We start from the raw sequence: 22,120 nt of genomic DNA, 5'->3' as shown, positions 1-22,120 counted from the left end.
GCTTCCGTCACTCCTGCAATGCCTCGTCCAGGGTTGCGTGGACGGTGAACACGGCTTCAGCACCCGTGATCTCGAACACACGAGCGACCACCGGCAGCATACCCGCCAGATGGACCTTCCCACCGACCGCCTCGGCCTTCAGCCGGGCGCCCAGCAGGACGTTCAATCCGGTGGAATCACAGAAATCCAGCTGGGAGCAGTCCACCACGAGCTTGGTGCACCCCGCGGCGACACACGCTTCGAGCGGCTCACTGAGCAGCTCCGCGGTGTGGTGGTCGAGCTCGCCCGCAGGCGTGACGACGGCGTACGTGCCGTGCTGTCGCACGTCCACGTGCAACCGGTCCCGGCCGGCCGTACCGACCATCCCGCGGTCCATGTGCGCTCCTCTGGAATCTTGGGTCATGCGCACCCCGAACCCTACGCGCATCCCGAATCACGGGGAAGCGACCCCTCAGCTGCCCGGTGGACGCCCCTCGGATGCCTCCCGCCTGCCCCCTCCGCGGCCCGCTAATCGCCCGTTGGGACGGTCGGCCGGAAGTTGCGCCACACGCGTGAAACGGGGTAGGGGTTGAACAACACCTATCGAAACCCGGCCGCCTCGGAGGCGCAGCACACCGTATTAGAGGCATGGCACCGGCAGCCTGATGCCGTAACCGAGGGAGGAGAGCATGACACCCCGGCCTGACGCGATCACCGCGACGACGACCAGCCCGTCCGTTGGCTCTGAGCAGGAAGACCTGGAAGAGCCGGAGGGGCTGGAGGGCCTCCCCGAGATACCCCCGTTCGAGACGGTGGGTCCGGTCGACGCACGAGCCCTGTCCAAGACACTGTTCCTGCGCCTCGAGACGCTGGACGAGGGCACGTACGAATACTCCTACGTCCGCAACACGCTCGTGGAGCTCAATCTCGCCCTGGTGAAGTTCGCGGCTTCCCGGTTCCGCACCCGCAGCGAGCCGATGGAGGACATCATCCAGGTCGGCACGATCGGCCTGATCAAGGCGATCGACCGCTTCGAGCTCAGCCGCGGCGTGGAGTTCCCCACCTTCGCGATGCCGACGATCATCGGCGAGATCAAGCGCTTCTTCCGTGACACCAGCTGGTCGGTACGGGTACCGCGCCGGCTGCAGGAGCTGCGGCTCGACCTGGCCAAGGCCGGCGACGAGCTGGCCCAGCAGCTGGACCGCTCGCCGAACGTGGCCGAGCTGGCCGCCCGGCTGCGGATCACCGCGGAAGAGGTCATCGAGGGCATGGCCGCGAGCAACGCGTACACCGCGAGCTCGCTCGACGCCCAGCCCGACGAGGACGACTCCGAGGGCGCGCTGACCGACCGCATCGGCTACGAGGACCACGACCTCGAAGGCATCGAGTACATCGAGTCCCTGAAGCCGCTGATCGCCGAGCTCCCGGCGCGCGACCGCAAGATCCTCTCGCTGCGCTTCACCGGCAACCTCACCCAGTCGGAGATCGGCGAGGAGCTCGGCATCTCACAGATGCACGTCTCGCGCCTGCTCTCCCGGACACTGGCGCGCCTGCGGCGCGGACTGCTCGTCGAGGAGTGACGGTTCGCCGAGGAGTGACGGTGCGCGCCGCCCGGCCACGGGTCAGGCGGCGCGGACCCCGCCCTGCCACACCCGGCTGACCAGCGGCACACCCGGCCGGTAGGCCAGATGTACATGGCTGGGGGCGTCGAGCAGCATCAGATCCGCTCGCGCCCCCGCCGTGATCCTTCCCACGTCGTCCCTGCGCAGCGCCCGCGCGCCGCCGAGCGTCGCGGCCGCGACCGCCTCGTCCGGCGTCATCCGCATGTCCCGTACGGCGACGGCGATGCAGAACGGCATCGAGCTGGTGAAGCTCGACCCCGGGTTGCAGTCCGTCGACAGCGCCACCGCCGCGCCCGCGTCGATCAGCCGGCGGGCGTCGGGGTAGGTGGCGCGGGTGGAGAACTCGGCGCCGGGCAGCAGCGTCGCCACGGTGGCGCCACCGCTGGACGCGAGGGCGTCGACGTCAGCGTCCGTCAGATGCGTGCAGTGGTCGGCGGACGCCGCCCCCAGCTCGACCGCCAGCTGCACGCCGGGCCCGTAGGTCAGCTGGTTCGCGTGGACCCGCGGGATCAGTCCGGCCCGGGCGCCCGCGGTGAGGATCGCCCGCGCCTGGTCGCCGTCGAACGCCCCCTTCTCGCAGAACACGTCCACCCAGCGGGCGTGCGGCGCGCAGGCCTCCAGCATCGGCCCGGTGACCAGGTCGACGTAGCCGGCCGGGTCGTCCGCGTACTCCGGCGCGACGATGTGCGCGCCCAGGTACGTGGTCTCCGGGGTGTGCGCGGCGGCGATCCGCAGACTGCGCGCCTCGTCCTGCGCGGTCAGCCCGTAGCCGGACTTCGTCTCGATGGTCGTGGTGCCCTGCCGCCGCGCCTCGGCCACATAGCGGGCCACGGTGGCGTCCAGCTCGGCGTCACTGGCGGCACGGGTCGCGGCGACCGTGGTCCTGATGCCGCCGGCGGTGTACGGCGTGCCGGACATCCGGGCGTTGAACTCCTGGGTGCGGTCGCCGCCGAACACCAGGTGCGAGTGCGAGTCGACGAATCCGGGCAGTGCCGCCCGGCCGCCCGCGTCGTACACGTCGTCGGCGGCGGGCGCCCGGTCCGCCGGGCCGACCCAGGCGATCAGGCCGTCGGCCATGACCACCGCCGCGTCCGCGACCAGGCCGAGCGGCCCGGTGCCGAGGTCCGGGTCGTTGGTGACCAGGCTGCCGATGTTGGTGATGACGGTGGTGGGCATCGCGCGATCCTTCGTCGAGGTCAGGGGATCAGGAACGGCGCAGACGGGCGACGGCCGCGCCCATCGCGGCGGGGACGTCCGGCACCAGCTGGTGGATGCCGTCCCGGACGATGTGCCGCCCGCCCACCACGGTGTGCCGTACGTCCGCGGCGGTCGCGGCGTACACGGCCGTCTCCGCGCCGAGGCGCGGCAGCGTGCCGGCGGTGCGGACCGAGTCCAGGGCGACGGTGGTGAAGTCGGCGAGCGCGCCCGTCTCGAGCTGACCGGCGTCCGCCCAGCCGAGCGAGGCATGGCCGTCGGCGGTGGCGGCCCGCAGCAGCTGGGCCGCGGTCCAGTGCCCGCGGGTGCGGGTGCGCAGCCGCTCGTCGAGTTCCATGGCGCGGGCCTCTTCGAGCAGGTCGATGACGGCGTGGCTGTCGCTGCCGAGCGAGAGCGGGCTGCCGGCGAGCTGGACCTCGCGCGCCGGGCCGATGCCGTCGGCGAGGTCGCGTTCGGTGGTGGGGCACATGCAGACGACGGTGCCGCTGTCGCCGAGCAGCCGGATGTCCGCGCCGGTGAGGTGGGTGGCGTGCACGGCGGAGGTCCGGGGGCCCAGCGCCCCGTGGTCCGCGAGCAGCCGCGTCGGTGTGCGGCCGTGGGCCTTCAGACAGGCCTCGTTCTCGGCCGGCTGCTCCGACAGATGGACGTGCAGCGGGGCCTGCCGCGCCGCCGCCCACTCCGCCGCCCTGGCGATCCCGGCCGGCGGCACGGCGCGCACCGAGTGGACCGCCGCGCCGATCCGGACGTGGTCGCGGTCCTTGAGGGCGTCGGCGCGCTCCGCCCAGGCATCGGGGCCGGCGTCGGCGAAGCGCACCTGGTGCCGGTCGGGGGGCGCGCCGAATCCGGACGAGAAGTAGGCGGTGTCCAGCAGCGTGATCCGGATGCCCGCCTCCCCCGCGGCGGCGATCAGGGCCTCGCCCATGGCGTTGGGGTCGTCGTACGGCGTGCCGCCGGGACCGTGGTGCAGATAGTGAAACTCGCCGACGCAGGTGACGCCGGCCAGCGCCATCTCCGCGTACACCGCCCGCGCGAGCGCGAAGTAGGTGTCGGGGTCGAGCTCCGCCGCGATCGAGTACATGATCTCGCGCCAGGTCCAGAAGGTGCCGGACCCGACCTGGACGGTGCCGCGCAGCGCCCGGTGGAAGGCGTGCGAGTGCGCGTTGGCCAGTCCCGGCAGGGTGAATCCGCGCAGCGCGACGGCGCCGGGCGGCGGAGTGTCGACACCGGTCCTGACTGCGGTGATCCGGCCGCCGGCCGTGTCGATCGCCACGCCCGGCTCGACGACTCCGTTGAGCCAGGCGTGTTCCGTCCAGTACGTCAGCTGCACGCGAGACCTTCCAGTACGTCGGCGAGCGCGGTCACCCCGGCGAGGCAGTCGTCCTCGGCGGCGGTCTCGGCGGGTGAGTGCGAGACGCCGGTGGGGTTGCGTACGAACAGCATGGCGGTCGGGGCACTCGCCGACAGGATCCCGGCGTCGTGTCCCGCGCCGGTCGGCAGCACCGGGACGACACCGCCGAGCAGCTTCGCGACCTCGTCGCGCAGCGCGTGCTCGAACTCGACGACCGGGGTGAACGACTCACGGGTGACGCGGACGTCGATGCCGTCGCGGGCCCCCCGCTCGGCGGCGGCGGCCTCGATCCCGGCCACCACCCGGTCCAGCGTCTCCTGGTCGGCGGCCCGCGAGTCGAGCCAGCCGCGTACCAGCGAGGCGATGGCGTTGACGCCGTTGGGCTCGACGCTCACCTTGCCGAAGGTGGCCAGTGCCCCGGCCGCCTGCGCCTCCCGGCGGGCGGCCAGCACCGTGGCGGCGTAGTTGAGCATCGGGTCGCGGCGGTCCTCCAGGCGGGTGGTGCCCGCGTGGTTGGCCTCGCCGTGGAAGTCGAACCGCCAGCGGCCGTGCGGCCAGATCGCGGACGCGATGCCGACGGCGTCGCCGCTCAGGTCCAGCGCCCGGCCCTGCTCGACGTGGAGTTCCACGAACGCGCCGATGCGGGCGAGCCGCTCCGGGTCGGGGCCGATGCCGGCCGGGTCGTAACCGGCCTGCTCCATGGCCTGCGGCAGGCTGACGCCGTCCGCGTCGCGCAGCGCGTACGCCTTGTCCTTGGTGAGCTGCCCGGCGGCCAGCCGCGATCCGACGCAGGCGAGCCCGAAGCGGGCGCCCTCCTCGTCACCGAAGTTGACGATGGCCAGCGGCTTGCCGAACGCCGCTCCGCGCTCGCGCAGTTCGTCGAGCGCGGCGAAGGACGAGACGACGCCCAGCGGCCCGTCGAAGGCGCCGCCGTCCGGTACCGAGTCCAGGTGCGAACCGGTGACGACCGCGTCACCGGCGGCCGGGTCGCCCAGCCAGGCCCACTGGTTGCCGTTGCGGTCGACCTCGTACGTCAGCCCGCGGCCTTCCGCCTGCGCCCGGAACCACGCCCGGCAGTCCAGGTCGGCGCCGCTCCAGGCGTAGCGGCGGTATCCCCCGGAGACGGAGCTGCGGCCGATCGGCAGCAGCTCCGTCCACATGCTGTGGAAACTCACTCGGAGTCGCCCTCGCGCATCGGGATCCGCACACCGCGTTCGTCGGCGATCTCGTCGGCGCGGTCGTAGCCCGCGTCCACGTGCCGGATGACGCCCATGCCCGGGTCGTTCGTCAGCACCCGGCGGATCTTCTCGCCCGCGAGCTCGGTGCCGTCCGCGACCGTGACCTGTCCGGCGTGCAGGGAGCGGCCCATGCCGACGCCGCCACCGTGGTGGATGGAGACCCACGACGCGCCGGAGGCGACGTTGACCATGGCGTTGAGCAGCGGCCAGTCGGCGATGGCGTCGGAGCCGTCGAGCATGGCCTCGGTCTCGCGGTACGGCGAGGCCACCGAGCCGCAGTCGAGGTGGTCGCGGCCGATGACGAGCGGCGCGGCCAGCTCACCGCTGGCGACCATGTCGTTGAAGCGCTCGCCGGCCTTGTCGCGCTCGCCGTAGCCGAGCCAGCAGATACGCGCGGGCAGGCCCTGGAAGTGGACCTTGTCCTGCGCCAGCTTGATCCAGCGGTGCAGCGACTCGTTCTCCGGGAACAGGTCGAGGATCGCCTTGTCCGTCTTGTGGATGTCGGACGCCTCGCCGGACAGCGCCGCCCAGCGGAACGGGCCCTTGCCCTCGCAGAACAGCGGCCGGATGTAGGCGGGCACGAACCCGGGGAAGTCGAACGCCCGCTCGTACCCGGCGAGCTGTGCCTCGCCGCGGATCGAGTTGCCGTAGTCGAAGACCTCGGCACCGGCGTCCATGAAGCCGACCATGGCCTCGACGTGCCGGGCCATCGACTCGCGGGCCCGCAGCGTGAAGTCGGCGGGCTTCTCGGCCGCGTACGTGGCCATCTCGTCGAACGCGATGCCCACCGGCAGATAGGCCAGTGGGTCGTGCGCGGAGGTCTGGTCGGTGACGATGTCGATCGGCGCGCCCTCGGCGAGCATCTGCGGCAGCAGCTCGGCGGCGTTGCCCAGCAGCCCGATCGACAGCGGCTCGCGCTTGTCGCGGGCCTCGGTGGCGAGCTGCATCGCGTGCGCCAGGGAGTCGGCCTTGACGTCCAGGTAGCGGTGCTCGATACGGCGCGAGATCGCCCGCGGGTCCACGTCGATGCAGATCACCACGCCGCCGTTCATGGTGACGGCCAGCGGCTGGGCGCCGCCCATGCCGCCGAGCCCGGCGGTGAGCGTGATGGTCCCGGCCAGCGTGCCGCCGAACTTCTTGGCGGCGACCGCGGCGAACGTCTCGTAGGTGCCCTGGAGGATGCCCTGGGTACCGATGTAGATCCACGAGCCGGCCGTCATCTGGCCGTACATGGTCAGACCCAGCGCCTCCAGGCGGCGGAACTCCTCCCAGTTGGCCCAGTCGCCGACCAGGTTGGAGTTGGCGATGAGCACCCGCGGCGCCCACTCGTGCGTCTGCATCACACCGACGGGACGGCCGGACTGGACGAGCATCGTCTCGTCCTGCTTCAGCGTCTGGAGGGTGCGGATCATGGCGTCGAACGAACGCCAGTCGCGCGCGGCCTTCCCGGTGCCTCCGTAGACGACCAGCTTCTCGGGGTGCTCGGCGACCTCCGGGTCGAGGTTGTTCTGGAGCATCCGCAGCGCGGCTTCCTGCTGCCAACCCTGAGTGCTCAGTTCCGTACCGCGCGGCGCCCGCACGATCCTCGGTCCCGACATCGGCCCGGCCTCCCTCTGTGCATCGATGGATCTATCCATTCACATCCTGTCCTGCTGAATACATCTAGTCAACAGGGTGGGGTGGCATTGCCCCATACCGGGTGATGGGATGGCCGGCATGACGCCGGACGCGACAGCACGACGGGGCCACGCGCTGCGCGCGGCAGTGGAACTGCATCTGCTCACTCCACACAACCCGGTCATCGGCCTCCTCGACGTCACCGGTGTCCACGAGACGGCGGCCGCCCTCCAGGACGCCTTCGCCACCCCGGGCGTCACCGTCACCCACACCTTCGCCGTCAAGGCCGCCGCCCTCGTCCCGGTCCTGCGACTGCTCGCCGGCCTCGGCCTCGGCGCCGAGGTCGCCAGCCCCGGCGAGCTCGCCATCGCCCGCGCCGCGGGCCTGCCGGCCGACCGCATCGTCCTGGACTCCCCCGCCAAGACCGTCGCCGAACTGCGCGAAGCACTCGCGCTGGGCATCGCCGTCAACGCCGACAACCCGCAGGAACTCGGCCGCCTCGACGCGCTGGTCGCCGCCGCCCCGACCACGTCCCCCATCGGCCTGCGGGTCAATCCGCAGATCGGCGGCGGCAGCATCGGCGCCATGAGCACCGCCACCGCCACCTCGAAGTTCGGCGTCGCGCTGCGCGACGACGGCGCCGAGGAGTGGATCCTGCGCGCCTACGCCGACCGCCCCTGGCTCAACCGGCTGCACACCCACACCGGCTCCCAGGGCGTACCGCTCGCCCTCATGGCGGCGGGCGTCCGGGCCGCCTACGACCTGGCCGAGCGCATCAACACGGCCGCCGGCCGCCGGCAGATCACCACCCTCGACATCGGCGGCGGCCTCCCCGTCAACTTCACCTCCGACGAGGTCACGCCCACCTTCCACGACTACGCGCGGCTGCTGCGCACCACCGTCCCCGGCCTCTTCGACGGCCGCTACACGATCGTCACCGAGTTCGGGCGCTCACTCCTCGCCAAGGCCGGCACGGTGCTGGCCCGCGTCGAGTACGCCAAGTCGGCCGGCGGCCGGCCCATCGCGATCACCCACGCGGGCGCACAGCTCGCCACCCGTACGGTCTTCGTCCCCGACGCCTGGCCGCTGCGCGTCGAGGCCCTCGACGCCAAGGGCCGCCCCAAGGGCGGCGACCCCGTCCCCCAGGACGTCGCCGGCCCCTGCTGCTTCGCCGGCGACCTCCTCGCCGAGGCCCGCCCCCTCCCCCTCCTCGAAGCAGGCGACCTCGTCGCCCTCCTCGACACCGGCGCCTACTATTTCTCCAACCACTTCGCCTACAACTCCCTCCCCCGCCCGGCCATCCACGGCTACCACGCGTCCGCCGACGGCTCGGTGACGTTCGCGCTGGTGCGCGCGGCCCAGACGACGGAAAGCGTTCTCGCGGAGAGCGGCTTGAATGAGAGCGAAGCTCTGACCGGTCTCGGGCAGGGGTGAGTGCCACGCGCCTCCGGCGGGGTACGGGTACGTCGGCCCGCGCGGCACCGTTGCGCCTGCGGCGGGCTTTTCCCCACCCCCCGCCCTTTGCCATCGGCAACGGCAACGGCAACGGAGGAGCGTCGGCACCTGACGGCCCGAGGGAGGAAGAGCGGATCGCGGGTACCCCGGGCCGCAGGGACGGGGCCCCAGCTGGCGCCAAATCCGCACGGGGCCGCGGCCGGAGGCAGGCCGGGGGCTCAAGCCATCGCCGAACCCGCACGGGGCCACGCTCGGAGGGTCGGGGGACGGGGCCGGAGGGGTGGGGTTTCGAAATGCTGCCGAGCTATTTGTGGGCGGCCACGCCCGTAAATAGTCGATTTCGAAGCCCCACCCCGGAGGACCCGGCCCCCGACCCGGCCCGTGAACTACCGCCCCGCCAAGAACCCCGTCGTCTCGTACGCCACCGCCGACGACGGCGAATCCGGCCGCACCCAATACCGCACGTCCCCCGCCCGCTCCAGCCGCTCGAACCACAGCGACTTCACCCAGAGTCCCGCCCCGGCCCCCGCCAGCAGCATTCCGCCCGCCGAAGAAGCGAGCAGCGTGGACGCCGCGGCAAGAGCGAACGCCGCGAGCAGCCACCACCGGTGCCCGCGGACCCAGATCCGCGCCGTCACCCGGCGGTCCTGGAGGAAGACGGACTTGCCGGCCCGCGTGGCGTCCGCGCCGAGCGCCACGTATCGCCCGCGCCGTACCGCGAAAGCGACGACCGCCGCGACGATGAACAGGGCTGCCCCGCCGAGTATCCCGATCCTGCGGCCGGTCACGCCGGGGACGAACACGCCTCCCACGGCGGCCACCGCACCCAGCCACAACAGCCAGCGCGCAGCGACCCGCACCAGCACCCCCACCCGAGCCAGCGTGTAAGCCCCGCGTGCCACGACCGTCCTCCTCCGATTCACCGCGTCCAGTTGCACGGGAGGGTACTCAGCGATCCTCAGAATTTCATGAGGGCCCGGTCGGTCGGCGAACCGCGTCAGTCGGTGAACAGCCCCCGCGCAGCGGCCCGCGCGTCGAACTCCTCGAGGCTCGCCTGGGCATCCGGCAGGTGATCGCACATCGACTCCAGCAGGACGCGTCCGAGCAGCATCGGGGCGCAGGCCGTGTCGAAGGCGAGCCCGGTGCCCACCGCGGCAGGCAGCAGCAGGTCGGAACAGGCGGCGACCGGGGCGAAGGCGCTGTCGGCGACGGTGACGACCGTCAGACCGGCCTGACGCGCGTACGTCAGGGCTTCGACGACCTCGCGGGGATGCCGCGGCAGCGCGAAGCAGAGCAGCGCGCTCGCGCCCGCCCGGACCGCGCCGTCGACGCGGTCGGCGAACATCGTGCCGCCCTCGTCGAGCAGCCGGACGTCGGGGTGGACCTTCGCGGCGAAGTACGCGAAGCCGCGCGCCTGCGCGCCCGCCGCGCGCAGGCCGAGGACGGGCAGCGGGCGGGACGCGGCGAGCACGGCGCCGGCGCGGGCGACGGGTTCGGGGTCGGCGAGGAGGGCGGCGAGGTGCCGGAGGTTCTCGATCTCGGCGTGCACGGCCTGCTGGTACTCGTTGTAGGGGGCGGCCTCGGGGCCGGGCCGGACCGGCGCGACCTCGCGCAGGTGGCGGCGGAGCGCCGGGTAGCCGTCGAAGCCGAGCGCGACGGCGAAACGGGTGACGGACGGCTGGCTGACCCCGGCGAGCTCGGCGACCTCGACGCTGGACAGGAACGGCGCGTCGGCCGACCGGCGCACCAGGCAGTGGGCGATCCGGCGCTGCGTCGGGGTGAGCCGGTGCGACTCGAACAGCTTCAGCAGCCGCGCCGAAGCACCCTCGGCCGCGCCCTCGCCGGCACCCGCACCCAGGCCCGCTCCCAGGACCGCGCCCAGGCCCGCACCGACGCCCGCGCCCGCCTCCGCGGCGTCGCCCCCGTCCTCCGTGGTACCCATCAACGTCCTCCTGGCCTATTCAGTCGTCGCTGACTCTGCATGAATCCATGCAGCATTGGCAAGGAGTGTCCACCGGACGCGTCAGAACCGGCGGCCGGCGTGGCTACGCGTGGTGGCTACACCGGAGGCAGCCGCCCCTTCTGCGGCTTGCCCATCGCGTTCCGCGGCAGCTCGTCCAGGAACCGGACCTTGCGCGGCCGCTTGTGCACCGAAAGGTGCCCGGCCACGAAGTCCATCAGTTCGGCCTCGCTCACCCCGTCCGCGACGACGAACGCGACGATCTCCTGGCCCAGGTCCTCGTGCGGCGCGCCCACCACCGCCGCCTCCCGGACCGCGGGGTGGTCGAGCAGCGCGTTCTCCACCTCGCCCGCGCCGATGCGGTAGCCACCGGACTTGATGAGGTCGGTCGAGGCGCGGCCGACGATCCGGTGCATGCCGTCAGGCTCCGCCATCGCCATGTCGCCGGTGCGGAACCAGCCGTCGGCGGTGTACGAGGCGGCGGTGGCCTCCGTGCGGCCGAGATAGCCGTCGAAGAGCGTGCCGGAACGGATCTGCAGCTCGCCGACCGTTGCGCCGTCGTACGGGACGGGCCCGCCGTCCTCGTCCACCAGGCGGGTCTCCACCCCCGGCAGCGGCAGCCCGACCGAACCGGGGCGGCGTTCACCGGCCGCCCGCGTGCTGATCGTGATCAGCGTCTCCGTCATCCCGTACCGCTCCACGGGGCGCTGCCCGGTGAGCGTCTCCAGGTCCCGGAAAACGGGCGCGGGCAGCGGGGCGCTGCCCGAGACGAGCAGCCGGGCGCCGGTCAGCGCCCGTGCGGCGGCGGGGTCGCGCACCACCCGCGACCAGACCGTCGGCACGCCGAAGTAGAGGCTGCCACCGGCCGCCGCGTAGGCCTGCGGCGTCGGCCGTCCGGTGTGCACCAGCCGGCTGCCGGTGCGCAGCGCGCCGAGCACGCCCAGCACCAGGCCGTGCACATGGAACAGCGGCAGACCGTGCACCAGCGTGTCCCCCGCGGTCCACTCCCAGGCCCCGGCGAGCGCGTCGAGGTCGGCGGCGATCGCGCCGCGCGAGACCACGACGCCCTTGGGCGGGCCGGTCGTTCCCGATGTGTAGAGGATGAGCGCGGCTTCCTTCGCCCCCGGCTCGGGCCCGCTCCAGCCGGCCCGTTCGGCGAAGTCGACGGGGGTCAGCGCCGCGCCGGAATCCCCCAGGATGTGGTTCTGCTCGGCCGGCCCCGCGTCCGGCGGCACCGGGACCACCGGCACTCCGGCCAGCAGCCCGCCCACCACCGCGGCCACCGTCTCCAGCGACGCCGTCGCCCGCACCGCGAACGCCGGCGCCCCCGCCATCCGCGCCGCGACCGCGCCCGCCGCGCCGAGCAGCTCCTCGTACGAGCAGGACCGCCCCGCGACGGTCACGGCGTCGGGCCGGTCCGCGCCGTCGGACGCGGTGAGGGCCGTCAGCAAGGAGGGGACGGGTGACAGCGGCACGGGTGTGCTCCTCTGAATGTCTCTATCCGAGATCCGGGATCCGAGCCCCGCCGGGCTCGACCGGGCTCGACCGGCTCGACGGCGCTCGACGGCGCTCGCAGCGCAGTAGCACCGCGACTCTACGCATCGCCCGCTGGGAGGGGGCACCCCCGAAAAGAATCGGGGGTTTCCCCCAGTGCCTGACGCCGCCGCGCTCCGTACGGTGGCGTCATGGACGCCCGCGACCCGGAACTCAAAAAAGAACTCGCCGCCACCCTTCAGGCCCGCAAGGACCTCGGTGCGGAGTACGAGTCGGAACTGGTCGACTCGTTCATGGAGAAGGTGGACCAGCGCCTCGACAGCCATGTCGAGCAGCGGGTCCGCCGCCAACTGGCCGAGCAGCAGACCTCCTTCGCCCGGGCGGGCCGCAGCCCCGGCACGCCGGAGCCCAACGCGCGCTTCGCCCGCTACGGCTTCGCCGGCTTCACCATGATCGCCGCGATCCCGCTCTCCGCGATCGGTGTGGTCAACGCGGGGACCGGCGGTCTGTTCATCACCTGGGCCGGCATCGTGGGCGTGAACGTCGCCCAGTCCCTCGGCCACCTCTTCACGGGCGACCGCGGCGAGCGGCGCAAGAAGTCCGACGGCGACTGGGAGTAACCACCGGCCCGCCGGAAAGCCGGGCGGACACGGACGGGCCGGCAGGCAGCCGGCCGAACGGCGCGGCGACCCCGCGGAAGAAGTTGGAGCGGGGACCGCCGCACCCCCGGTCACCCGGGGGGCGGGACGACGGCGGTCCCCGCATCGGACGCGGGCCGGGTCAGGACCAGACACCGCGTCCAGGGAGGGTCACCTCAGAGGTCCGGGAGCCGCTCCGGAGTTCCTGGGTGCCACATCCTGTGTCGCCGGGCTTCTCTTCCCGGCGAACACCAATGTGCCCGACGCGTGTTAAGCGCGTGCTGCGGCCGCGTGACGCGGATGTAGCACTTTCGAATCCCCGGGTGAACGGCGCGCCATGGGCGGCGTTCCACGCTTCCGCGGGTCAGCGCTGGGCGCGGGTGAGGTTCTTCGCGATCTTCTGGGTGAACCCCACATCGGCGGCACCGAGATCGGCGGACTGGACCGCGTAGAACGTCGTGATCACGCTGTTGCCGACGCGGGTCGCGACCAGGGTGGTGCCGCCGTCCCACTGGTCCGAGGTGAGCACGGCCTTGATGGACTGGCCCTTCGACCCCGCTATCGGGCCGCTCTTCACCTTCACCGGGACAGGAGAGCCGCTCCCGGAGTCGGTGAAGTGCGCGCAGCGGGTGAATGCCTGCTGGATGCGGGTCATGGCGGTCACGGCGCCGGAGCCGCGGAAGGTGTCGACCTCCTGGGTGAACTCCTCGCGCTTGGCGTTGAGGAAGTCGCCCTGGGCGAACGAGGCGCTCTCGATGCCGCTGACCCGGATCCAGCCGGTCTGCTCCAGCGCCCCGCACGCACCGGCGGCGCCGTCCTTGGCCACGGGTGCGAGATCCAGGCCGGAGTCGCGAGTGCCGTCCGCGTTGGCCTTGTACCCCTTGGGGAGCACATCACCCCGCAGCAGGACGGCCCGCAGCTTGTCGCCGGTGAGCAGCCGGGCGTCCGTAGCGGCGGGGGCGGTGGTGGCGGGTGACGTGGTCGCACCGGAGGAGGCAGTCGTGGCGGTCACCGCCGGACCGGTCCCGGCCGCGGAGTCCGTGGCGGACGAGCAGGCGGTGAGCGCCAGCGGCAGGAGCAGCACGGCGGCAGCACGGAGCGGGGCGGGGGTGCGGGGGTCATGGCGGACCGTTCTGCTGGAGATCTCTGGAGATCTGTTGAGAGGACGCAGGACCCGGTCCAGGACGAGGCGCTGCGCCGGGCGAGCAGAAAGTACACGACGGCCCCCCTGCCCGGACCGGGCAGGGGGGCCGTCGTGGTGCCGGTTACGGCTCGGCCGGTTACTTGGCCAGGAAGGCGAGCAGGTCCTGGCGGCTCACGACGCCGGTCGGCTTGCCCTCGACGAGGACGATCGCCGCGTCGGACTTGGTGCCCAGGACCTTCATCAGGTCGGAGACCGGCTCGCCGGAGCCGACCTGCGGCAGCGGTCCGCTCATGTGCTTCTCCAGCGGGTCCGCCAGCGTGGCGCGCTTGGCGAACAGCGCGTCCAGGAGGTCGCGTTCCATGACGGAGCCGATGACCTCGGCCGCCATCACGTCCGGGTGGCCGGCGCCCGGCTTGACGATGGGCATCTGGGAGACGCCGTACTCGCGGAGCACGTCGATCGCCTCGCCGACCGTTTCCTCCGGGTGCATGTGCAGCAGCTGCGGGATGCCGCCGCCCTTGTGCTCCAGGACGTCGGCGACGCGGGCCTGGCCGGTGCCCTCGTCGAGGAAGCCGTGCGAGGCCATCCACTCGTCGCTGAAGATCTTCGACATGTAGCCGCGGCCGGAGTCCGGCAGCAGGACGACGACGACGTCGTCCGGGCCGAGCTTCTCGGCGACGCGCAGCGCCGCGACGACCGCCATGCCGCAGGAGCCGCCGACGAGCAGGCCCTCCTCCTTGGCGAGGCGGCGGGTCATCTGGAAGGAGTCCTTGTCGGACACGGCGACGATGCCGTCCGCGACCTCACGGTCGTAGGCGGTCGGCCAGAAGTCCTCACCGACGCCCTCGACCAGGTACGGACGCCCGGAGCCGCCGGAGTACACCGAACCCTCGGGGTCGGCGCCGATGACCTGGACGCGGCCGTCACTGGCGTCCTTGAGGTAGCGGCCGGTGCCGGAGATGGTGCCGCCGGTGCCGACGCCCGCGACGAAGTGCGTGATCCGCCCCTCCGTCTGCTCCCACAGCTCGGGGCCGGTGGAGTGGTAGTGCGACAGCGGGTTGTTCGGGTTGCTGTACTGGTCCGGCTTCCACGCGTTGGGGGTCTCGCGCACCAGCCGGTCGGAGACGTTGTAGTACGACTCCGGGTGGTCGGGGTCCACGGCGGTCGGGCAGACCACGACCTCCGCGCCGTACGCCCGCAGTACGTTGATCTTGTCGAGCGACACCTTGTCCGGGCAGACGAAGATGCAGTGGTAGCCCTTCTGCTGGGCGACGATCGCGAGGCCGACACCGGTGTTGCCGGACGTCGGCTCGACGATCGTGCCGCCGGGCTTCAGCTCGCCGCTCTGCTCCGCGGCCTCGATCATCCGGACCGCGATGCGGTCCTTGACCGAGCCTCCGGGGTTGAAGTACTCGACCTTGGCCAGGACGGTCGCCTGGATGCCCTCGGTCACGTTGTTGAGCCGCACCAGCGGGGTGTTGCCGACGAGGCTGATCATCGAGTCGTGGAACTGCACCATTGTCTCCGGGTTCTCCGTGAATGTGCGGCCAGCCTATGGCCTAACGCGCCGACTCTCAGCTCGTCCGCGCCTCGATCGCTTCTCCCTTCCTCCCCCCTAATGTCGATCGATCACCACTACGGCACGTTGCAGTGGGCGCGTCACGGGGCAACAAGGTGTTGTACGCACAAAAGCACGGGAGGTGAGCGGGCTCGATGTCGAGGGCGAGGGTGGCACGGCGGATCGCGACCGCGGCCGCATACGGCGGTGGCGGGATCAGTCTGCTCGGCGGGGCGGCCGTCGGAGTACTGCTGGCCGAGGTCAGCCTGGCCAAACGGACGGTCGGCGGCTCCGACGACGTACCGCCGCGCGCCGACGGCAGATACGGGTCGGCGTTCTCGCACCGAACGGATGAAGTTCCGCTCCGGCTCGGCTTCCTCGGGGACTCGACGGCGGCGGGGCAGGGCGTGCACCGGGCGCGCGAGACCCCGGGCGCGCTGCTCGCCTCCGGGCTCGCGGCGGTCGCGGAGCGTCCCGTCACCCTGGTGAACGTGGCGAACCCCGGAGCGCAGTCCAACGACCTGGCGCGCCAGGTCGCCCTGCTGCTCGACGTGGGCGCACCGCCCCCGGACGTCTGCGTGATCATGATCGGCGCGAATGACGTCACGCACCGGATGCCGCCCGCCAAGTCCGTCCGGCTGCTGTCGGACGCGGTCCGCCGGCTGCGTGAGGCGGGCAGCGAGGTGATCGTCGGCACCTGTCCCGACCTGGGCTCCGTGGAGCCGGTGTATCAGCCGCTGCGCTGGCTGGCGCGCCGGATGAGCCGCCAGCTGGCCGCCGCGCAGACCATAGGGGTGGTCGGGCTCGGCGGCCGTTCGGTCTCGCTGGGCGATCTGCTCGGAGCGGAGTTCGAGGCCCATCCCCGCGAGATGTTCGGCCCCGACAACTACCACCCCTCCGCGGAGGGGTACGCGACGGCGGCCATGGCGATGCTCCCGACGCTGTGCGCCTCACTGGGCCTGTGGCCGGAAGCCGACGAGCGTCCGGACGCACAGCGCGGCGAGGGCTTCCTGCCGGTGGCACAGGCCGCCGTGGAGGCCGCTTCGGAGGGCGGTACGGAGGTCGTCGCGGCGATGCACCCCGTATCCGGGCCCCGTGGCCGCTGGGCGCTGCTCAAGCACCGCCGCCGCCAGCGGCTGCCGCACGGGGCCGAACCGACGGCCAGCCAGCATTCGTCGGCCTGAGGAGGGGCCTGGGCTAAGCGCGCGCTCAGAAAGAGTCCCGTGTCACAGCCCACAGCCCGTGACTCCTCGCGATACGTGCAGGTAACTTCCCAGAGAGTCCTGCCGCCTCGACGAGGAGTGTGTGTCGCGATGCCCGAAGCCGTGATCGTCTCAGCCGCCCGATCCCCCATCGGACGCGCCTTCAAGGGATCCCTCAAGGATCTGCGCCCGGACGACCTGACCGCCACGATCATCCAGGCCGCGCTCGCGAAGGTCCCGGAGCTGGACCCGCGGCAGATCGACGACCTGATGCTCGGCTGCGGTCTGCCAGGCGGCGAGCAGGGCTACAACCTCGGCCGGATCGTGGCCGTGCAGATGGGCATGGACCACCTGCCGGGCTGCACGGTCACCCGTTACTGTTCGTCGTCGCTCCAGACGACCCGGATGGCGATGCACGCCATCAAGGCCGGCGAGGGCGACATCTTCGTCTCGGCCGGTGTCGAGATGGTCTCGCGCAGCATCAAGGGCAGCTCCGACGGCCTGCCGGACACCAAGAACCCGCTCTTCGCCGACGCCGAGCTGCGCACCCTGGGCCGCGCCGAGAAGGGCGGCGGCGAGTGGCACGACCCGCGCGAGGACGGGCTGATCCCGGACGCGTACATCTCGATGGGCCAGACCGCCGAGAACCTCGCCGCGATCAAGGGCGTCACCCGCGCCGACCAGGACGAGTTCGGCGTGCGGTCGCAGAACCTCGCCGAGGCCGCCATCAAGAACGGCTTCTGGGAGCGCGAGATCACCCCGGTCACGCTGCCGGACGGCACGGTCGTCTCCAAGGACGACGGCCCGCGCGCGGGCGTCACGCTGGAGGGCGTCCAGGGCCTCAAGCCGGTCTTCCGCCCCGACGGCACGGTCACCGCGGGCAACTGCTGCCCGCTCAACGACGGCGCCGCGGCCCTCGTGGTCATGTCCGACGTGAAGGCCCGCGAGCTGGGCATCACCCCGCTCGCCCGCGTCGTCTCCACCGGTGTCTCCGGCCTCTCCCCCGAGATCATGGGCTACGGCCCGGTCGAGGCGTCGAAGCAGGCCCTCAAGCGGGCCGGCCTGGGCATCGGCGACATCGACCTGGTCGAGATCAACGAGGCGTTCGCCGCGCAGGTCATCCCGTCCTACCGCGACCTCGGCGTGGACCTGGACCGGCTGAACATCAACGGCGGCGCGATCGCCGTGGGCCACCCCTTCGGCATGACCGGCGCCCGCATCACCGGCACGCTGATCAACTCGCTGCAGTTCCACGACAAGCAGTTCGGCCTGGAGACGATGTGCGTCGGCGGCGGCCAGGGCATGGCGATGGTCATCGAGCGCCTGAGCTGAGTCGCAGCGGAGGCGAAGCTCAGCGCGACCGGCAGAATCGAGCGCCTGAGCTGATCCACTCGCAACTCTTTCGCCGTCACGGCGTGTGATCTAAGTCGCAATCGAACCGCCCCCGGGTTGTTATACGAGCCCGGGGGCGGCTCGTTTTCGCAGGTCAGGGCGGCATCACCCGGATGGTCGAGGACCTCAGACCCGCCCATTTCGTGACGTTCCGCACTGCGAAGGGGAGAGGTTTACAGGCACAGTGATGTGTGGGGGATGTTTCGTCCACTCTCCAGTGGGCACTGCTCGGGATCACGTCAGTCGGGAGTACGTCTGTGAGCGCCCTGTTCTCCATCCTGCTGGTGGTCGCGGTCATCGCCGTGGCCCTAGGTTCCGCCGCCCTGCTGTCCGCCCGCGGCCTGCGCCGTGAGCTCGCCGCCCTGCGCGGGGATCTCGCGCTCGCCGGCACCGCGGCCGGCAGCACCGCCGTACCGGCCGCCCGGCCGGTTCCCGCCGACGAGATACGCGCCGCCGTCGCGGACGCGCTCGCCGACGAGCGGGAGCGCGAGCTCGCCGAGGCGCGGGCCTTCTGGGCCGAGCAGGAAGCCCGCGAGTCCGCGGACACCTCGTTCTTCCGTGGCGGCATACCCACCGCGGGCACCGACTACGCCGAGTACGAGATCCCGACGGTGCTGCCGTTCCTGCCCCGGCAGTCCGATCTGGCCGGGCTGGAGTCCGAGCTCGCCCTCCCGGCGCCGGGCTTCTTCCCGCACCCCTCGGCGGCGCAGGACCACGCCGACTACCCGGACTTCCCGGACCTGCACAGCGCCCCCAGCCCCTCGGTCGTCGCCAACCCGGACCAGACCGCCGAGCGCCTCACCGACCTCGCCGAGGGCCGCATACCGCTCTCCGACGTCCGCCCGGGCCCGCTCGGCACGCTGGACGTGTACGTCTTCGCCGACGGCACCACGCTCTGCATGACCCCGGGCCACCGCGAGACCGCCCTGCAGCTCTCCGCGGCCCTGGAGCGCGGCGAGGTCCCCGTCCTCCTCGGCGGCTCCGCCGTGGGCGGCGCGTACGCCCTGACGTTCACCTACGGCGACGAGAGCATCTTCATCCTGGCCGACCGGGTCGTCGCCTCCCTCTGAGCGCACCCGACCCGTCGGACCCGTCGGAGCCGGTCCGACCTGTCGGACCCGTCAGACCCCCGAACGCCGAGCGGCCCCGTCGATACGGACGAGGGCCGCTTCGAGCACCTCCCCGCACTCCGGGCGCTGTTCGAGCGCCAGTGCCAGATCGTTCCCGGCCACCGCGATCTGGTCGCCCACGGTGAAGGCACCGTCGTCCGGGATCAAGGCCGGTTCCCGGCCGGGGAATTCAAGCCGCTGGGCTTCCGCGGCCAGCCATCGGGCCAGTTCAAGACCGGTTTCGGCGGCCCCGCCGCGCAGCCGGCTCTGGGGCAGGGCGCGAAATCGGCTCGCCAATCGGTCAACGGTGGAGCGCAGAGGAGTGCAGTCGAGCATGTCGGCGAGCGTACCGGGGGCGTGTGTTCCGGCCACGCACTCACATCCGCCTGCCATGGATGGTTGCCAACGCCCCAACAGTCAGGCACGGTGAGATGACCGGACACCGTATACCGGAGGCGCCGATGTCCCAGATCTTCTCCGAGGAAACCCACCGGAACCTGCTCTCCCGCATCCCCCATTGCACCGGCCGAGAGGTACGCGACTGGCTCCGCGCAGTCGACGACGGCCCAGCCCTCCTCCGCTTCGACGAGAAAGTCAGCTGGCTCCGCAGCGAACACGATCTGTCCTACGGACATGCCAAGGCGATCGTCCACGAATACGACTTGAGGCGGGCAGCCCGCAATCTCCGGTAGCCCCGGGTGTACGACGACGGGCCCCCAGGAGGCAGTGCCTCCTGGGGGCCCGTCATGTACGAGGTGCTCGTACGGAGTCCTACCGCCGGATCAATCCCTGAGGATCGCGATCAGCCGCAGCATCTCCAGGTAGATCCACACCAGCGAGAGCGTCAGGCCGAAGGCGGCCAGCCACGACTCGTTCCGCGGAGCGCCGTAGCGGAGACCGTCCTCGATCTGCTTGAAGTCGAGCGACAGGAAGAACGCGCCCAGGCAGATGGCGATGACGCCGACGATGATGCCGAGCGGGCCGTTACTGCGCAGGCCACCGTCGGGGGCGGCACCGAACAGGACGAACAGCAGGTTCACGAACATCAGCAGCACGAAGCCGATGGCGATCGCCATGCCGACGCGCTGGTACCGCGCGGTGACGCGGATCAGCCGGGTCTTGTAGGCGATCAGCATGCCGACGAAGACGGCCATCGTGCCCAGCACGGCCTGGAGCGGAGCTCCGGACCACGCGATGTTGTACATGTGGCTCCACACGCCGAGGAAGATTCCCTCGAAGAACGCGTAGGCCAGGATCAGGGCGGGCACCGGCGTCGCCTTGAACGCCTGGATCATGCCGAAGACCAGGGCGACCAGCGAGAAGGCAATCGCGATGCCCATGTTCACCGGCAGCAGGGTCCACGCCAGCGCCGCACCGACGATCACGGTGCCCAGCGTCATACCCGTTCGCATGACGACGTCGTCCATCGTCATGCGCCCGGTCTGCGCGGGCCCGGCCGGCGGGGCCTGGTACATCTGCTGGAGCTGCTCGGGGGTGAGTTGCTGCTGGTCCGCCGTGGCGTAAGGATTGCCGCCCTGCGCGTACGGGTTGCCGCCCTGCGGCGCGTTCGGGTTTCCCTGCTGCGCGTACGGATTCCCCGACCCCTGCGGGGCCGCGCCCTGCTGCTGCGTGCCGAAGCCCGCGTATCCGTCCCCGCGGCTGAAGCCTCGCCGCGAGAAGACCGGGTTGCTGCTCCTCATCTCACTCCTCCATGGCCGCGCGTTACGGCGTTGCCACAAGAGTAATGGGTTAGCAAAGGAGACGGAGTACCGCCGGAGGAGGATCTTCTGACGGGCGCCCCACGGGAGTTTTTGAGGTGCCCGGAGCCGGACTCGAACCGGCACGGCCATGAGGCCAGCGAGGTTTAAGCTCGCCGTGTCTGCGTTCCACCATCCGGGCGGGGGCGGGGTCTCGACGCAGGACGAGCGTATCGGGGTTACTGGGCCGAACAGGGCACGATCCGCGTCATGTTGTCTGATTTTAGGGGTACCTGACGCAGCCTCAAGTGGGCCTTGAGGGGGTGGATCGGGAGCCCCCGGGCCTTCACATGGCGCACACACGTCATTCGCATATGACGCGAAATCGATCACGCAGGGCGGCCACCCGGACACCACCCGGAGTCCCGCCGGGCCATCACCGGGACCGCGCGGACGGTGGACGGCGGACCGGGCCTCAGGGCCCGGTGTCATCCGCAAGTAGTACAGCGGACCTCCCGGGTCCCTCCCAGGACTGCCCTCAGAACAGCAGTCTGGGCTGATCCCGGGAGCGGATCCGGCCGTCACCATGGAGTAGTCGTCGTTCACCCCACTTCAGGAGCCGCCCCGTGACCTCCACCGGAACCACTTCCCGCACCTCGACGGTGGCGGCCCGCGCCACGGACCTCAGCAAGGTCTACGGCGAGGGAGAGACCCGGGTGGTCGCTCTGGACGGTGTCTCGGTCGAGTTCCGGCGCGCGGAGTACACGGCGATCATGGGTCCGTCGGGCTCCGGCAAGTCCACGCTGATGCACTGCATGGCGGGGCTCGACTCGGTCTCCGCCGGGTCGGCGCGGATCGGTGAGACGGAACTGGCGTCGCTGAAGGACAAGCAGCTCACGCAGTTGCGCCGCGACAAGATCGGCTTCATCTTCCAGGCGTTCAACCTGCTGCCGACGCTCACCGCGGCCGAGAACATCACCCTCCCGATGGACATCGCCGGTCGCAAGGCCGACAAGCAGTGGCTCGCCCAGGTGATCGCCACGGTGGGTCTGGCCGACCGGCTGTCGCACCGGCCGAACCAGCTGTCCGGCGGGCAGCAGCAGCGCGTGGCGGTGGCCCGCGCCCTGGCGAGCAAGCCGGAGATCATCTTCGCCGACGAGCCCACCGGCAACCTGGACTCGCGCTCCGGCGCCGAGATCCTCGGCTTCCTGCGGAACTCGGTGCGCGAGCTGGGCCAGACGATCGTCATGGTCACGCACGACCCGGTCGCCGCGTCCTACGCGGACCGGGTGATCTTCCTCGCCGACGGCCGCGTCGTCGACGAACTGCACGACCCGACCTCGGACGGCGTCCTGGAGCGCATGAAGCGCTTCGACGCCAAGGGCCGCACCAGCTGAGCCGGGCGCACCCCGCCGCCCCCTCCGCGCCTCCGTACGCCCCCGGTCCTCCGCC

The 22,120-nt window shown here is 71.7% G+C and carries 20 protein-coding genes and 1 tRNA gene; 8 read left to right on the top strand and 13 right to left on the bottom strand.

Annotation, left to right across the window (positions count from 1 at the left end; translation table 11 throughout):
• Positions 1-7: 7 nt before the first annotated feature.
• On the bottom strand, positions 8-376 hold the full coding sequence (locus LNW73_RS19935) for an STAS domain-containing protein (protein ID WP_250990831.1): 369 nt from the start codon (positions 374-376) through the stop codon (positions 8-10).
• A 292-nt stretch (positions 377-668) separates the two neighbouring features.
• On the opposite strand from LNW73_RS19935, the gene LNW73_RS19930 reads away from it, so the two are divergent.
• Positions 669-1,559 (top strand): RNA polymerase sigma factor SigF, encoded by an 891-nt coding sequence (locus tag LNW73_RS19930; protein ID WP_164296770.1) that lies wholly within the window; start codon positions 669-671, stop codon positions 1,557-1,559.
• A 42-nt stretch (positions 1,560-1,601) separates the two neighbouring features.
• On the opposite strand, the gene hutI is transcribed toward LNW73_RS19930, so the two are convergent.
• From hutI to hutU, 4 genes are read right to left on the bottom strand one after another with little or no spacing between them, the layout of a single operon-like run.
• A complete protein-coding gene (hutI, locus tag LNW73_RS19925) occupies positions 1,602-2,777 on the bottom strand; it encodes an imidazolonepropionase (protein ID WP_250990830.1) in 1,176 nt (391 codons plus the stop codon).
• 28 nt (positions 2,778-2,805) lie between these two features.
• Entirely contained in the window at positions 2,806-4,143 is a 1,338-nt protein-coding gene (locus LNW73_RS19920; RefSeq protein WP_250990829.1) for a formimidoylglutamate deiminase, read from the bottom strand.
• Entirely contained in the window at positions 4,134-5,324 is a 1,191-nt protein-coding gene (locus LNW73_RS19915) for an allantoate amidohydrolase (protein WP_250992977.1), read from the bottom strand. The genes LNW73_RS19920 and LNW73_RS19915 overlap by 10 nt, the downstream gene beginning before the upstream one ends.
• A gap of 11 nt (positions 5,325-5,335) precedes the next feature.
• Positions 5,336-7,000 carry a urocanate hydratase gene (gene hutU / locus LNW73_RS19910; protein WP_250990828.1) on the bottom strand — a complete coding sequence of 555 codons (1,665 nt, stop codon included), beginning with the start codon at positions 6,998-7,000 and terminating at the stop codon, positions 5,336-5,338.
• Positions 7,001-7,118: 118 nt separating this feature from the next.
• On the opposite strand from hutU, the gene LNW73_RS19905 reads away from it, so the two are divergent.
• Positions 7,119-8,453 carry a diaminopimelate decarboxylase gene (locus tag LNW73_RS19905; protein WP_250992976.1) on the top strand — a complete coding sequence of 445 codons (1,335 nt, stop codon included), beginning with the start codon at positions 7,119-7,121 and terminating at the stop codon, positions 8,451-8,453.
• 407 nt (positions 8,454-8,860) lie between these two features.
• On the opposite strand, the gene LNW73_RS19900 is transcribed toward LNW73_RS19905, so the two are convergent.
• From LNW73_RS19900 to LNW73_RS19890, 3 genes are all read right to left on the bottom strand, one after another.
• Entirely contained in the window at positions 8,861-9,376 is a 516-nt protein-coding gene (locus LNW73_RS19900; RefSeq protein WP_250990827.1) for a hypothetical protein, read from the bottom strand.
• 95 nt (positions 9,377-9,471) lie between these two features.
• Positions 9,472-10,416, bottom strand: a complete 945-nt coding sequence (locus LNW73_RS19895; RefSeq protein WP_250990826.1) for a MurR/RpiR family transcriptional regulator — start codon at positions 10,414-10,416, stop codon at positions 9,472-9,474.
• Positions 10,417-10,532: 116 nt separating this feature from the next.
• Complete coding sequence (locus tag LNW73_RS19890; RefSeq protein ID WP_250990825.1) at positions 10,533-11,909, bottom strand: acyl-CoA synthetase; 1,377 nt, start codon at positions 11,907-11,909, stop codon at positions 10,533-10,535.
• A gap of 210 nt (positions 11,910-12,119) precedes the next feature.
• Between LNW73_RS19890 and LNW73_RS19885 the strand changes: the two genes are divergently transcribed.
• The gene (locus tag LNW73_RS19885) at positions 12,120-12,548 is read left to right on the top strand and encodes a hypothetical protein (protein ID WP_250976197.1); all 429 of its coding nucleotides are present in this window, start codon (positions 12,120-12,122) and stop codon (positions 12,546-12,548) included.
• 382 nt (positions 12,549-12,930) lie between these two features.
• Here LNW73_RS19885 and LNW73_RS19880 read toward each other — a convergent pair whose 3' ends face one another.
• Positions 12,931-13,650, bottom strand: a complete 720-nt coding sequence (locus LNW73_RS19880; protein WP_250990824.1) for a hypothetical protein — start codon at positions 13,648-13,650, stop codon at positions 12,931-12,933.
• Between the two features lie 196 nt (positions 13,651-13,846).
• Positions 13,847-15,226, bottom strand: coding sequence for a cystathionine beta-synthase (locus LNW73_RS19875; protein ID WP_250980187.1), 1,380 nt, complete (start codon positions 15,224-15,226; stop codon positions 13,847-13,849).
• 197 nt (positions 15,227-15,423) lie between these two features.
• On the opposite strand from LNW73_RS19875, the gene LNW73_RS19870 reads away from it, so the two are divergent.
• The 3 genes from LNW73_RS19870 (at position 15,424) to LNW73_RS19860 (ending at position 18,932) form a co-directional block, all read left to right on the top strand.
• On the top strand, positions 15,424-16,452 hold the full coding sequence (locus LNW73_RS19870) for an SGNH/GDSL hydrolase family protein (protein WP_250990823.1): 1,029 nt from the start codon (positions 15,424-15,426) through the stop codon (positions 16,450-16,452).
• 129 nt (positions 16,453-16,581) lie between these two features.
• A complete protein-coding gene (locus LNW73_RS19865) occupies positions 16,582-17,802 on the top strand; it encodes an acetyl-CoA C-acetyltransferase (protein ID WP_250976200.1) in 1,221 nt (406 codons plus the stop codon).
• A gap of 317 nt (positions 17,803-18,119) precedes the next feature.
• A complete protein-coding gene (locus tag LNW73_RS19860; RefSeq protein WP_250990822.1) occupies positions 18,120-18,932 on the top strand; it encodes a hypothetical protein in 813 nt (270 codons plus the stop codon).
• Between the two features lie 51 nt (positions 18,933-18,983).
• Here LNW73_RS19860 and LNW73_RS19855 read toward each other — a convergent pair whose 3' ends face one another.
• Positions 18,984-19,343 (bottom strand): hypothetical protein, encoded by a 360-nt coding sequence (locus LNW73_RS19855; RefSeq protein ID WP_374117282.1) that lies wholly within the window; start codon positions 19,341-19,343, stop codon positions 18,984-18,986.
• 89 nt (positions 19,344-19,432) lie between these two features.
• Between LNW73_RS19855 and LNW73_RS19850 the strand changes: the two genes are divergently transcribed.
• Complete coding sequence (locus LNW73_RS19850) at positions 19,433-19,663, top strand: DUF4287 domain-containing protein (RefSeq protein WP_250976202.1); 231 nt, start codon at positions 19,433-19,435, stop codon at positions 19,661-19,663.
• A 90-nt stretch (positions 19,664-19,753) separates the two neighbouring features.
• Here the strand turns inward: LNW73_RS19850 and LNW73_RS19845 are convergent, their stop codons facing one another.
• Positions 19,754-20,671, bottom strand: a complete 918-nt coding sequence (locus tag LNW73_RS19845) for a Bax inhibitor-1/YccA family membrane protein (RefSeq protein ID WP_250990821.1) — start codon at positions 20,669-20,671, stop codon at positions 19,754-19,756.
• Between the two features lie 117 nt (positions 20,672-20,788).
• A tRNA-Leu gene (locus LNW73_RS19840) sits at positions 20,789-20,870 on the bottom strand.
• Between the two features lie 424 nt (positions 20,871-21,294).
• Here LNW73_RS19840 and LNW73_RS19835 point away from each other — a divergent pair.
• Positions 21,295-22,065 (top strand): ABC transporter ATP-binding protein, encoded by a 771-nt coding sequence (locus tag LNW73_RS19835; protein WP_250976204.1) that lies wholly within the window; start codon positions 21,295-21,297, stop codon positions 22,063-22,065.
• Positions 22,066-22,120 lie beyond the last annotated feature (55 nt).

This window comes from Streptomyces sp. RKAG337 (assembly GCF_023701715.1).
Classification (GTDB): domain Bacteria; phylum Actinomycetota; class Actinomycetes; order Streptomycetales; family Streptomycetaceae; genus Actinacidiphila.
The sequence above is the reverse complement of the archived record's forward strand: the minus strand, read 5'-3'. Positions and strand labels throughout refer to the sequence as shown.